The sequence below is a fragment of the Nocardia paucivorans NBRC 100373 genome (genome assembly GCF_000308675.1).
Taxonomy (GTDB): Bacteria; Actinomycetota; Actinomycetes; order Mycobacteriales; family Mycobacteriaceae; genus Nocardia; species Nocardia paucivorans.
Genome location: NZ_BAGE01000052.1, coordinates 155,352 through 170,003 on the forward strand (window position 1 = coordinate 155,352; position 14,652 = coordinate 170,003).

Consider the following 14,652-nt stretch of genomic DNA (forward strand, 5'->3'; position numbering starts at 1 on the left):
TCATCGGGCGGGTACGGTGCGGGCGAGTTCGTCGGTGATGGCGGCGACCAGCGCGTACCGCTGATCGGTGAGGAAGAAGTGCCCGCCGGGCAGCAGGCGACGGTCCCGGACGTCCGGCAGAACGTCTCGCCAGGCGTCCAGCTGCGTGGGCGTGACGGTCGGATCGTCCCGGCCGCCGAAGAGGTGAGCGGGACAGCGTGGCGGTGGCAGCGGAACGAACCGGTAGTCGTCGTAGAGCTCGAAATCGGTGCGTAGAGCGGGTAGGAACAACTCCATCACCTCCGGGGTGTCCCGGATCTCCGGGGGAATACCGCCGTAGTATTCGACGGCGGTGAGAAAGTCCTGATCGGGGAGGGCGGACAGTGTGGCGGGACGCGGCAGGTGCGGCGCCGCCGAGCCGGAGAGGAACAACGCCCGGGGGTGGTGCCCGTCGGGGAGTCTGCGAGCGACCTCGAAGGCGGTGAGCGCGCCGAGACTGTGACCGAAAAAGGCGAACGGCAGGTCGGACAGTTCCAGCACTCGGGTCACCGCAAGCTCTACCAGGGTCTCGAAGGCGCGTAATGGTGTCTGGCGGGTATGCCGTTGCCGCGCGGGTAGTTCGACGACGGCCAGTTCCAGGGTGTCCGGGAGCAGATCGCGCCACGGCGCGTAGGCAGCCGCCTTCCCCCCGGCGAAAGGCCAGCAGAACAACCGCATGCGGACGGTGGTGGTCCGGTAGCGGTGGACGGTCAAAGGAGAATCCGAGGTCTCGCGGGTCGGGGCGAACCGATCGGATACCGCCGAGGCACGATCGAAAACCACACCGGTGTCGGATGATTCGACCGTGCTCGTGGCCGGTACCGACCGCGGCGGCCGACCCCGAGCGGAAACATTGCGTCGGTCCTCGGCCGAGGAATCCCGGATCACGGCGGCCACCGTGGACAGATCGCCCACCCGGGAAAGCGGGGTGACCGATACACCGAGGGTGGCGAAGAATTTCGTCAACGGTGTGGAGCCGCCGATTTCGACGACGGGCGCGCCCGGGTGTGTAGTGGTGAGCGTGCGCATATTCGCCGTCCACCGCACGGGAGCACTGATCTGACGTACCAAGTGCTCGACGACGGTGGCGGGATCGTGGAAGCCACCGGTGTGGTTGGAGGTCACCACGGCTGCGCGGTCGGCGCGTAACCTGGCCGCGCAAGCGTTGAGGTGTTCGGCGAACTCGGGTTCGACAACGCGCATCCAGCGCGAATGAAAGGGTGCGCTCACCCGCAAGGGGATGAACCGCAGATCGGGGACGTGCGCCGCGAGTCGCTCCCGTGCCGCGGCGATATCGTCGACGCGCCCGCTTATCACCATCTGGTCCGGTGAGTTGTCGTTGGCGATCTCCGCACCGGTGGCCGCGATGATCGCGCCGATATCCCGGTCGGCGATATCGGGCACAACGAGCGCCGCCATGGTGCCTTCCCCCTCGGGCACCGCCCGCTGCATGAGCGCTCCACGGGTGCGGACCAAACGCACCGCGTCGGACAGCTCCAGTGCCCCGGCCGCGACCAGGGCGCTGTATTCGCCGAGGCTGTGTCCACCGAATGCGCTCGGCCGCCAACCGAATTCGTCGACCAGGACCCGGTAGGCGGCCATCTGTGCCGTCAGCAGGCACGGTTGGGTGAACTCGGTGCGGTGCAAGCGGGGATCCCTCCGTGCGCAGAGCGCGTACAGATCCTCCCCGATCGCTTCACTGGCCTCGGTGAAAATCTTTCGCGCCGAAGGGAATTCGTTGCAGAAATCGACTCCCATACCGGTACGCTGCGCCCCTTGCCCCGGGAAGACCACAATGCCCATCACACCGCCTCCGCCGGTATCTGTGGCGACGGTAGATAACCGACGCGGGCACAGTGCTCCAGATAGGTGCGCACCAGGTCCCTGGTCGAGGGGCAGTCGATCCCCACGGCACCGAGCACACCCCGGGTGTAGGCGCAGTCGGCGTAGGAGCTCTCCTCGTAATGGATCATGCCGAACAGTTCGATGCCGTACTTGAACATCTCCAGGGTCTGGCTCTGGTACTCCCGGTTGCTGTCGCGCCAGCGGATCAATCGTTCGGTGACCCTGCGGTGGAACTCCTCGAGCGGTACGAATTCCACCGGATACCCGGCCTCGCGCACGTACTGCACCACGTCGTAGTAACGGCGGATATCGGGGTTGGTGAGGTGGTAGGTCTCCCGATAGGTGGGGCGGTGCAGCGCTATGTGCACAATGGCGGCGGTGACATAGTCGACCGGGGTGATATCCCAGTGCACCGGGGTCAGCATGGTCTGCCCGGTCTCCACCATCGTCTTGAGAATGTCGTAGTAGGCGCCTTTGACGCTGACCTCGGAGAACGGGTACCGCCCGGTGACACTGTCGCCCATGATGTTTCCCGGGCGCACGATGTCCCAGCGCAGGCCTCGTGCGCTCGCGGCGCGGATCAGCTTCTCGGATTCGTATTTCGTCCGTTGATACGGCAGGTGGTCGTAGCCCTGGCCGAGTTCCAGATCGCGTTCGGTGAACGGCGGATTGTTGAAATTCAGCCGATCGCCGAGGGCGCTGAAACTGGAGACGTAGATCAGGTATCGGCCGCGGCTGTGCAGTGCGAATTCGACGGCCCGCGCGGTACCCGCCACATTGATCGGAGCGAGTTGTTCGTAGAACCCCACCAGGGTGGTCCGGCCGGCGGCGTGGATGGTGAGGTCGGTGTCGGCGGCCAGCCGTCGCCAGGTGGTCTCATCGAGCCCGAACCGGTCGCGGGAGACGTCACCGAGCAGCACCGTGACCCGCTCGGCGAACGCCTCGGCCAGGGTGTCGTCGGGATCATAGGTGGTCAGGAAATGTCGGATCCGCCGGATGGCGGCATCCATCGAGGTCCCACGCACCAGACAGGTGATGCGGGTATCGGTGGTCGCGAGTAGATCGCACAGCAGTTTGCCGCCGAGCACACCCGTGACACCGGTGACGAAGACGGACTCGACGGATATCGGCCGATCGAGGGTGATCACCGCGATCTCCTCGACCGATTCGGCGGCCGACGCGCTCTCGACGCCGGTGGCCGATCGGGCGGTCTCGCCATGTGCCGCCGGGGTGATGATGCCCTCGTCCACCAGATACGAACCGAAGGCGCGAATGGTCGGGTACAGTTCGGTCGACTCGGCGGGGATGTGGACGTCGTAGCGTTTCATCACCCGGTTCAGCATGCGCACGGTGGTCACCGAATCGAACCCGAAATCGATGAACTCCGCGTCGAGGTCGAGTTCGGCGGCGTCGGTTTTGGTGAGGTCGGCGAAAATATCCCGGATCTCGGTGTACAAGCGCGTGCGCAGACCGTTTTCATCGGTCTCATCCGCATGTCCGCCACCGGTCCTGTCCCGAGCCGGACCGGTGAATTCGCCGGCGCCGTCACGCGCTTCGGCGGCGATATCCCCTCCGGCGCCGACCCGAGCGGCGGTACCGTGCTCCCGAACCGACCCGAGACGGCCCATGGGGTTCTCGTCCCGATGGGCCTGCGGCACCGGTGCACCGCCTGCCGCGCGCAGGGGGCGGTCCTGCGATATCGACCACCGGTCCGAACCTTCCGAAACCCTGGTGGGATCGGTGCCCCTCCGCATATCGTCCCGCACACCCGCGGGTCGGGGGTCCGGCTCAGGGTCGGCTGCCGACACGGAACCGGCACGCGGATCCGTTCGCCGACGATAATCCTCCGGCACGATCCAGTACCGTTTCCGCGCGAAGGGATAGGTGGGCAGGCCGACAATACGACCGAAGGGCGTCTCGTACGCGTTCTCCCAGTCGACGGTCCACCCCGAGGCCCACATTTCCGCTACCCGGGGCAGATTCCCGGAGCGCAGCAGGGACCGTATCCGGGCGCGGTCGGACTCGGACTCTCCCGGTAGCTCGTCGACCTGCCGATGGGTGGGCGCCACACCGCGGAAGACGAGCAGCCCCTCCGCGGCGGTGCCATCGGTGAGCAGCGAGAGCAGTTCCTCGGTCGACGAGGCGACCACGGCCAGCCGGTGAGTGAACTGTCGGCGGCCTACCGCCAGCGTCCACGCCACATCCGCCAGCCGGGCGGGTCGGCGGCGCAGAGCGTGGACGAGTCGTTCGACGGTTTCGGTCAACCGGTCGCCGTCACGGGCCGAGAGCACCACGATCCGGGCGCGATCCTCGCTTGCCGGCAACTCGGGCGCGGCGGCGTCGGTCAGGATCAGGTGAGCGTTCGCGCCGCCCGCGCCGAACGAGCTCACGGCCGTGATCCGGGCGCTTCCGTCGGCGTGTCGTGGCCACGGGGTGGGCGCGTCGATCACCCGGAACGGGCTCGCGGCGAAATCGATCGCCGGGTTCGGCGGGTCACCGTGCAGGTTCGGCGCCATCGTGTTCTCCCGCAACTGCAGGAGCGCCTTCACCACCCCGGCGGCGCCCGCGGCGGCCTCCAGATGCCCGATAACCGATTTCGCGGAGCCGATACCGCAGTAGCCGCGGGCGTCGGTGGATCGACGGTAGGCCTTGGACAGGGCTGCGATCTCGATCGGGTCACCGAGCGCGGTACCGGTGCCGTGCGCCTCCACGAATTCGATATCGCCCGGGTCGACCCGGGCGGTGGTGAGCGCCCGCTCGATGAGTTCGGCCTGAGCATTCGGGTTGGGGACGGTGAAACCGTTGGTGTGGCCGCCGTGATTGATCGCGCTGCCGCGGATCACCCCGTGGATACGGTCGCCGTCGCGCAGCGCGTGCCGTAAGGGTTTGAGCACCAGTGTCACCACCCCTTCCCCCGGCACATACCCGTCGCCGCCGGCGCCGAAGGAGCGGCAACGTCCGTCGCTCGACGCCCACCTTCCATATCCGAGCAGCAGATATTTCCCGGGGTGGATCGATACGTTCACCCCGCCGGCCAGCGCGTACGCGCATTCGCCCCGCCGCAGGCTTTCGCAGGCCAGATGCAGGGCGGTCAAGGATGCCGAGCAGGCGGTGTCGACCGCCAGGCTGGGGCCGGTGAAACCGAAGTGATACGACACCCGGTTCGCGACGGCGAAATACCCGGAGATGGGCACCCCGACGAACGCCTGGTATTCGGCGTACCCGACCCCGACGAACACGCCGGCGTCCGGCAATCCGCGCGCGTGGGCGCGTAACCGTTCGGGCGGGTATCCGGCGTCTTCCAATGCCGCCCAACATGTTTCCAGGAACAACCGCTGCTGTGGATCCATTTCTTCGGCGTCCTTGGGGGTCACCCCGAAGAAGGGGGCGTCGAAGCAGTCGACATCGTCGATGAATCCGCCCCAGCGGACGTAGGTGGTGCCGGGTTCGTCGATATCGTCGGAGAGATAATCGCGATGGTTCCACCGCTGCGACGGCACCTCGATGATGCAGTCCCGGCCGGCGACGAGGTTTTCCCAGAATTCCTCGATATCACCGGCCATGGGGAACTTGCCCGCCATACCGATGACGGCGATCTCCTCGACATCGGGGGGCGGCGTCGGCACGGTCGACTCGGACCGTGGGTGCTCCCGGTCCGCGACCTCGGGAGAGGGTCTGTCTGTGACGGTGCCGGATGTATCGGTGGGTGCAGGTGACTCGGCGGCGAGCGCCACGAGCCGGTCGGGGTACTCGCGGGCCAGGTGTTCGGCCAGCTCCCGTACGGTTCGGTATTCGAAAAACAGCGTGCCGGGCAGTGATCCGAAGTCCTGGCACATCCGTTCGGTCATGGTGGTGACGAGCACCGAGTCGATGCCGTAGTCCTGTAGCGGTCTCCGGGTGCGGATGCGGTCGGGGTCGAGACGGCAGTAGCCGGCGAGCAGGCCCTTCAGATAGTTCTCGGCAACTCGGCGGATCTCGTCGCCGGTCGCGCCCACCTCGAGCCGTGGTGTGGCGGGATTCCGCGTCTTTTCCGGGTCGGGGTCCGGCGGGGCGATCGTGGGCGTCCGGGCCGCGGGTTCGGCGTCCGCGGCCTCGACCGGATGCGCCTCGGAGAACCAGCATCGTTGCCGGTCGAATCGGTAACCGGGCAGATGCAACCGACGGACGTCGGGTAGGTACCAGGTGGCACAGGCCACCGGTTCGCCGGCGGCCCACCGTCGCGCGGCCTCGGTCGGCTCGGCCACGGTGGTGTGTGACCGCTCCGGTTGCGGAATATCGGCGATGGATTCGCCGAGGAACACCGTTTCCGCGAACTCGGCGGCGTTTCCCGCCGCGGTGGCGCGGAGTCGGGCGATCAACGCGGCGCGGGAATCCGCCACGATGGCGAGCCGGTGTTCGAAAGCGGTCCGACCGACGGCCAGGGTGTGCGCGATATCGCGCAGGCGGTGTTCCGGATGGGTTTCGAGGTGGCGGGCCAGATGGTATGCGCCGTCGCGCAGGCTGCGCGGAGAGCGCGCCGAGAGCACCACGACATTCACGGTGTCCCGACCGGTGTCGTCCGGCGCCGCGGCGACCGGTTCCACATCGGGTGGCGCGGAAACCACCAGATGCGCATTGGTGCCGCTGAATCCGAACGAACTCACCGCCGCGGTTCGCGCGTGCGCGGGCCACTCGCGCGGCTCGGTATTGACGTAGAACGGTGAATCGGCCAACCCCAGCAGGGGGTTCACGGTGTTCAGATGCAGTGACGGTGGAATCGTTCCAGCGCGCATCCCCAGCAGGACGGCGAACAGCCCGGCCATGCCGGCGGCGTGCGAGGCGTGTCCGATATGCGATTTCACCGAACCGATGGCAATGGTGCCGACCGTATCGGTGTACTGCCGGAATGCGGCGGTCAACGCCTCTATCTCCACCGGATCCCCCAGCCGGGTACCGGTTCCGTGGGTTTCGACATAGCCGATCTCGGATGGGTCGATCCCGTACCGGCGATACACCTGCAATTCGAGTTCGGTCTGCGAGCGGGCGCTGGGGGCGGTGATGCCGAAGGTGCGGCCGTCGTGGTTCACACCGATACCGCGGATCACACCGTGGATGGGGTCGCCGTCGCGGCGAGCGGCGTCCAGGGATTTCAGGACCACCGCGCCCACACCTTCGGCGATGACGAAGCCATCGGCCTCGGCATCGAAACTCGCGCAGCGCCCGCGCGGCGACAGCATGCCCATGGCGGAGGCGAGCAGGTGATATTCCGGGGTGACGAATACCGCTACACCGCCGGCGAGGGCCAGTTCGGACTCCCCGGAGGCGATACTGCGGCATGCCTGGTGCACGGCGACCAGCGCCGAGGAGCAGGCGGTGTCCAATCCGATGCAGGGGCCGGTCAGATCCAGGTGGTAGGCGATGCGGGCGGGAAGGATCGCGGGGCTGTTACCGGTGAACACATGGGGTGAGGCGATACCCGTCCGGCTGCGCAACAAGGCGGCGTAGTCCGAACCGGGCGATCCGACGAACACACCACATCGCTTGCGCCGCAGCGATTTCGGATCTATCGCGGCGTCCTCGAGCGCGAGCAGGCCGTGTTCGAGGAACAGCCGCTGCTGCGGATCCATATAGTCGGCCTCGGCGGGGACGATATCGAAGAAGACGGGGTCGAAAAGGTCGATATCGTCGAGGAACCCGCCCCGCCCGAAGGCGATCTGCTCCGGTGCCGACGTGCCCGACCGATAGCCCTCGGCCAAAAGCCGGCGTCGCGGTGGTATCTCGGTGACCATATCCCGGCCGGCGCACAGATCGGCCCAGAACTCGTCCAGGTCGGCGGAACCCGGGAACCGCCCGGACATGCCGATGACGGCGATATCGAGCGAAGTGCCCGAAGCGGTTTCCGACCGGGACGGGGTGACCGTCGACGACGCGAGGTCCCGGAGCGGGCGCGGTGCCGGAGTGGTGGTCGGTACCACGCCGGGTGCATCGTCCGCCACCGGCGCGGCATGGCCGGGATGGGAGCCGGATGATGCGGCGGGTGGCGGTGCGGTGGCTACCTCGATGGTGATCCGTTCGGCCAGCCGCCGAACCGTCGGGTGGTCGAAGACCACGGTGGGACGCAGATCGAGACCGTATCGGGTGTTGATCCGGTCGACGATCTTGACCGCGAGAATGGAATCGACCCCGTAATCCGATATCGGTAGATCGGCGCTCAGATCATCGGCCGCGATATCGAGGCATTCGGCCACGATATCGGCGACCCCGGTGGTCGGTGCGTCACGGACGGCCGGTGCGGTCTCGGATGGTGCCGTGGCGGCGGGTGAGACCGCGGCCAATACGCGGTATCCGGGGTCGGTGCCGTCGGCCGTTTCCGCGCCGTAGGCCCGCACATCGGCGAAACCCGCTCCGGACAGCGCCGCACGCCACCCGTCCTCGGACAGCAGGGGGGAGTTCGGGAGACGCAGGTGCGGGTCGGTGTAGGCGTGCCAGCCGTCGAGGAGCCCGAAGGTCAGGGCGAGCGCTTCCCGGTCGGTGGTGGTCTCCAGACAGGCCAGCAGCCCACCCGGGGCGAGCACTCGCCGCAGATTCCCGAGCGTCGGGGCAATGGCGGCAACGGCGTGCAGGACATTGGCGCACACCACCAGATCCATGCCGTGCTCGGCGACGCCTTGGGCGAGTGGATCGGCGGTGAGGTCGAAAACGGCGAACCGCAGTTGCGGGTGGTCACCGAAAACGCGGCGACCGTGTGCAACCAGCCCGGGCGAGATATCGGTGTAGTGGTATTCGAACTCGACCCCGGATTCCTCGAGCGCGGCGAGCACCGCGTGGGTCGTGCCGCCGGTGCCCGCGCCCACCTCGAGGACACGCAGGACGGGGCCGGTGTGTTCGACGGCCGCCGCGGATACCAGTTCGGCGAGCAGGGTGTTGGCGGCGTCGTAACCGGGATTGCCATGGTAGATCGCGCCGACCAGATCGAGATCGCCACCGGGGAACAGCACCTCGGTGGCGGCCAGGTCGCCGCGCAGTACCCGCGGATAGGCGGTCAGGCAGACGTCCAACAAGCGCACATACGGTTGGGTGTGGGGATAGCGGGCCACCAGATCGGCCCGCATCCAGGTGGTGCCGGGCGGAGGTCCCGGCACCGTCAGAAGTTCGCCCGTCACACGAATCAACCCGTGCTCGCGCAGAATGTCCACGCAGGCGGTCAGCAGGCGGTGGTATCGGGGCAGGATACCCAGTTCGTCGGCGAGCGTGGCGATCCGGTGGGCACCGGGGGCGAGACCGAGATCGGCGAAGGTCGCGAACAACAGTAGTGCCGCATAGCGGCTCACCTCGACCTCACCGAGTGCCACCGTGGGGCGACTCGCGCGTGGTCTGCTCTCGAAGCGGCGGAAGACCGCGGTACCGGCCTCCCCCGTCTCCGTTTCGGCCTCTCGCGGTTGCCCCGTGGCCGCCCGGAGAATCGGGGCAGCGTCCGGCGCGTGGACCCCAATGGTGTCCGTACCGTTCTCGGGCTCTACCGACAGTGCGGTGGTCGTCTCGGTGATCCAGTACTCGTGCCGTTCGAACGGGTAGCCGGGCAGGGACATACGTCGAATCGGTCCGCCGCGCCGCGACCAGTCGACCTGCGCGCCCGAGACCCACAGCTCGGCCAACCGTTCGGGTGGGGTGTTCGGATCGATGGCGGGGGTCGGCGTGGTGGAGTCGACGGTGCCGGTGTGGACGGCCCCATCCGTACCCGCCGCATAGGAGTCGAGTGCGTCCGCGACCGCACGGGGACCGACGGCGACGAGAGCGAGCCGATGCGGCAGGGCCGGGCGCCCGATCTGCAGGGTACGCGCCGAATCGGTGAAATCGGCGCTGTCCATGTCCCGGAAATGCCGGGCCATCAGTTCGGCGTATCGTCGCAGGCGTTCGGGTGTGCGCGCCGAGAGCACGACGATTTCGGGATCGCCGGTGCCGTGTGCCCCGGCCCGATCGTCGACGAACTCCGCGACCACCACATGCGCGTTGGCGCCGCCCGCACCGAAGGCGCTGATACCGGCCATCCGCCCGCGAGCGGGGTCGCGGCGCGGCCAGTCCTCGACGGATCGGGGCAGATGAAACGGAAGTGTGGCGGGGTCGATCACCGGGTTCGGACGGTCGGCGTGCAGGGTCGGAGCGATCTGTCCGTGGCGGAACTGCAACAGCACCCGGATCAGGCCGGCGATTCCGGCCGCGGCTTCCAGGTGGCCGATATTCGATTTCACCGAGCCGATCGCCCGCCGCGCCGCGGACCGATTATCCGATCCGAATACCGTTGTCAGGCCGGTTATTTCGATCGGATCACCCAATGGGGTGCCGGTCCCGTGCGCTTCCAGATAGTCGATGTCGTCGGGGCGCGCCCCCGCTTCGGCGAGCGCCCGAGCGATCACCTCGGCCTGCGCCTCGGGGTGCGGCACACTGTATCCGGCGGTGCGGCCGCCGTGGTTGACCGCGCTGCCCAGGACGAGTCCATGCACGGTATCGCCGTCGGCGAGGGCGGTGGCGAGCGGTTTGAGATAGACCGCCCCCACGCCTTCTCCCGGCACATAACCGTCGGCGTCCGCGCCGAACGGGCGACATCGGCCGGATGTCGACATCATGCCCAGCTCGCGCAACAGCAGGAATTTGTCCGGGTGCAGCAGCAGATTCACTCCGCCGACGACGGCGGCGTCGCATTCGCCGTCGAGGATGCTGCGCCGGGCCAGGTGCAGGGCCGTCAGCGATCCGGAGCACGCGGTGTCGACGGTCAGGCTCGGTCCGCGCAGCCCGAGGGTGTAGGAGGTGCGATTGGCGATGGACGAGGGGATCGAGGCCACCGCCACCGGATTGTCGCCACGGGCCGTCGCCTCGGCGCCGAGCAGGCGGTAGTCGCTCCAGGTCGCGGCCGCGAAAACCCCCACCCGCCGCTGCCGGATCGTCGGGTCGTCGGGGTGGTATCCGGCGTGTTCCAGTGCGGCGTAGGCCTGTTGCAGGAACAGCCGCTCCTGCGGGTCCAGCAGTGGGGCGTGGGCGGGGGGAATCCGGAAGAACCGCGGATCGAAGGCACCCACCTCGCGCAGGAACCCACCGACGGTGGGTAACCGCCCGGCGCGGCCGTAGTCGATCGGCCATCCACGTTCGGCCGGTACCGGACCCACGGCATCGTGACCGGCGCGGAGATTGCGCCAGAATTCGGAGATATCGTCGGCGTCCGGGAAGCGGCCGCTGTATCCCACGATCGCCAGGGCGGTCTCGTCCGGAAGACGATCGCGCGCCACCGGGGGCACGTTCGGGGTGGTCCCGTCCCGATCCTGCGCCCCGGAATCACCCATCGTGTTCGGCTGTTTCGACGCCGTGGGAGGCACCGGCGCGGACACTCCGGTCACACCTGTGGAGGATGTCGATATCGCGGTGAACAGCCGCCGGACGATCGTGGCCCGGTCACCCCACACACACGCCGTATACGGCCGGTCGTGGGCCGACAACACCAGATCCAGCCCGACCTCGGTGGGCAGCGGAACCATCCCGGAGGCGCGCAACGCATCGATCTGCGCTTCCGGTGGACGCATACCACCCTCGGCCCACAACGGCCATGCCACGTCCACCACGCGGGTTGTTCCCACCCGATGCGTGGACCGGTATTCGGCGACGGCATCCAGCCAACGGTTGGCGGCCGCGTAGTCGGCCTGGCCCGGGTTTCCCAGCACCGCCGACACCGACGAGAACAGCACCAACAGCCGAGCGTCGGGCATACTGCGCAGCAACCGCATACTCCCGCGCACCTTGGGAGCCAGCACGGCCGCGGCGGCTTCGCGGGGACTGCCGGCGATCAGACCGTCGCGCAGCACGCCCGCCGCATGGAACACCACATCGATGCGGCCGAAGGTCGCGCGGGCGATGGCGGCGAGACGATCGGTATCGGCCGCCTCGCTCACATCGGCACGCACATGGATGGCCTCCCCGCCCAGTTCGGCGATCCGCGCGAGCAGAGCCGCACCCGACGCGTCGAGCGCCCGCCGCGACACCAACACCAGACGGGCCCCGTGCTCGCGCGCCATCCGCAGCGCCAGGACGCGCCCGATACCGCCGAACCCGCCGGTCACCACCGCGACCACCCCGGCCTCGAAGACCTTCTCTACGGGCCGGACCGCATTGGTCCCCGCCGTACCGGATGCGCAGGGAGCCGGAAGTTCTCGTGGTATCCGAATCCGGCGGCGGCCGGCCCGATAGCACACCTCGGATCCCGTCTCGTGGTCGGCGACGGCCAGCTCCGCGGCGACGACCGTCGGGATATGGCTCGGCTGCTCGCAGAGGACGGCGCGCACCGTCGGAGTCGGGGTCTCCAGGCGTAGGCTGCGCGCGAAACCCGCCGCCAGCGCATGGCTCAGTACTCCCGTTGCGGAATCGCTCGACACGGCGAGGATGCGCCGCACCGGCGCGGCCGGAGTCGAGCCCGATACCGCCTGCACCAGGTCGCGCAGCGGCAGATATACCGCCTCGACCAGGTTTTCCGGTTCCTCGGCATCGGTGACCCGTGTGCTCCACCCGTAGACCGCGGCGTCGAAGACAAGGCCCCGGGCGGCAAGTTCGTCGAGTACCGCGCGCAGGTGTTCGGGTCGGGTGGGGTCCACCGTGAACCCGTCCGCGCCCGAGGTGTAGTGGTCGCCGGGCCGGACCCGGACGAGGAAGGTCGAGGCGGGCGGGGTGGGATACGGTTCGTCGGCGGTATCGAAAACCAGTAGCGCGGTGGGGGCCACCGGGGCGGGCGCGGAATCGTCGAGGATCCAGTCGTATTCGAAGGTCACCAGCGTATGACCGGCCGGTCCGACCGTTTCACCCTCGTCGTTCTCCGGCCGCGAAGCGGTGTGGGGACGAATCGGTGCGGTGTGGGCCGTCGTCCCTACCGGACCGTCCACGGGTGCCGGCCATTCGACGGGTTCTCGCGGCATCTCACCGGGAGCGCGATGGTCCGCCGCTCGATATTCGGATTCGTCGGGCTGCCGCGCGGAATCGGGGACGCCTCCGCGCTCGGCCGGGCCGATATCCACATGAGGCACCGGTTCCGCGAAGGACACGGTGGAAGAGGACGACTCCGACGTCGAACGCCAGCGCGCGCCCACCGTCTCGGCGAGATATGTGGCAAGCGCGTCGACGGTCTGATACTCGAACAACAGGGTGGGGTACAGCGGTTGCCCGGCCCGCTGCTCCAGCAGTGCGGTGAGCCGTAGCAGCCTGCTCGAGTCCAGGCCCAACTCGTAGAAACCCACATCGGTGGCCACCGCCGTCACGTCGACGCCGAGTTCCTCGGCCACCAAGGCCAGTAGATCGGCGGCGATCACCGCGCTCGGGTCGTGTACCGCGGTGGGTTCCGCGGCCGGCGCTCCCGTGGACCCGTCCCCCGAGAGCACGGCGGCCGACCGGTTCTCGACCGATGTGGTCGCGGCGGTTCGCGGCGCGGACGAGAACGTGACAATCGTGGGTGATTCGGACGCGGTCGCCGTGACCGGTCGCCGGATATCGGCACTGCCCCGAACCCGTTTGGAGACCAGACGGTATTCGGCGATCGGCAGCCCCTGCCCATCGTGCAATCGCACATCTGCCTCGAGCAGATCCGTTCTCGTTCCCCCGCGGGCCGAGGCGGTGACGAACACCCGTTCCGGGGTGGGACGCCACGCCCGCACGGTGTCGAAATAGATCGGAACGAACGCGCTGTCGTCGTCGACGCCCAGACGGGCCGGGTCGACGAACGCGACAATGGTCGAGGCATCGAGGAAGGTCGGGTGCAGTAGGAAACCGGGCAGATACGCAGTGGCCTCCGGACCGAGCGTCAATTCCGCGGTGACCGTGTCGTCGACGCGGCGGAATCGGCCCCGAGCGCGCATGAAGTCGCGGTGTTCGATACCGCGTCCGCCGCTTTGGGCATACATCTCCTCCAGCCCGCGCACGTCCGGCGCCGAATCGAGCACACCGATGTCCATCGAGGGCGACGTTGTCGAAACCGATTGTTCGACAACACATTCGGCAAGATAAAGCACCGGCCCGGACGGTGCGCCCGTCGGGTCGAGCGGTTGGCCCTCTACTCGGATACGCCCCGAGGCCCGGTCGACCCGGAACATCAACCGGGTCGCCGTCCCGGCCGCCGGCGCCACCGGCCGCTGGAACAGCACCTCTCGGATGATCAGCTCGTCGAGCCGGTACCCGGCCGCCACCGCCGCACGCAATACGGTGTCCAGATACACCACGCCCGGCAGGATCGGCACCCCGTGCACACGGTGATCGCGCACCACCGGGTCGTCGGCGCGCACAACGGTGGCGAAACCGTCCATCGCGATACCACCGCTCATGGCAACGGCTCCAGACGCAGCATCGCGGGTATCGGCGACACGGGAACCGGCGCGGTCACCGTGGTCGTCGACGGTGGGACGGAAGACGATGCCGAGGTATCCGGCCGCGACTTGGGCAGCATGAATCTCCTCTTGTGGAACACGGGCGCGGGCAGAGCCGGTCGGGTCGGGATATGGCCGGTCGGGGCCTGTTCGACGATCAGATGCGCATTGGTGCCGCCGAAACCGAACGAACTCACCCCCGCGACGCGTGGCCGTCCATCCTCGGTGTGCCAGGGGCGCAGTTCCCGATTCACCACCAGCGGCGACCCGGCGAAGGCGAAACGCGGATTGAGGTTCGGGCTGTGCAGGCTCGGGGGTAGCGCGCCGTGATGGACGGCCAGAACGGTTTTCACCGCGCCCGCGATCCCGGCGGCCGAGAGCAGGTGGCCGATATTGGTTTTCACGCTGCCCACCGCGCAGG

General features: G+C 68.2%; 3 protein-coding genes (1 of these 3 cut by a window edge). All 3 read right to left on the reverse strand.

Annotated elements, in window-relative coordinates; genetic code table 11:
- Tightly spaced (each overlapping or abutting the next), the 3 genes in view from ON32_RS27225 to ON32_RS28975 form a layout consistent with a single transcriptional unit that may run on beyond the window.
- Positions 1-1,821 carry a thioesterase domain-containing protein gene (locus ON32_RS27225; RefSeq protein ID WP_083874641.1) on the reverse strand — a complete coding sequence of 607 codons (1,821 nt, stop codon included), beginning with the start codon at positions 1,819-1,821 and terminating at the stop codon, positions 1-3.
- The gene (locus ON32_RS19045) at positions 1,821-14,189 is read right to left on the reverse strand and encodes a thioester reductase domain-containing protein (RefSeq protein ID WP_040792296.1); all 12,369 of its coding nucleotides are present in this window, start codon (positions 14,187-14,189) and stop codon (positions 1,821-1,823) included. Before ON32_RS19045 ends, ON32_RS27225 begins: the two co-directional genes overlap by 1 nt.
- Positions 14,186-14,652 carry the end of a type I polyketide synthase gene (locus ON32_RS28975; protein WP_040792297.1) on the reverse strand. 19,810 nt of this gene lie beyond the right edge of the window, so only the last 467 of its 20,277 coding nucleotides appear in the window; its start codon lies beyond the right edge, outside the window — the gene reads right to left on this strand; it ends in the stop codon at positions 14,186-14,188. Before ON32_RS28975 ends, ON32_RS19045 begins: the two co-directional genes overlap by 4 nt.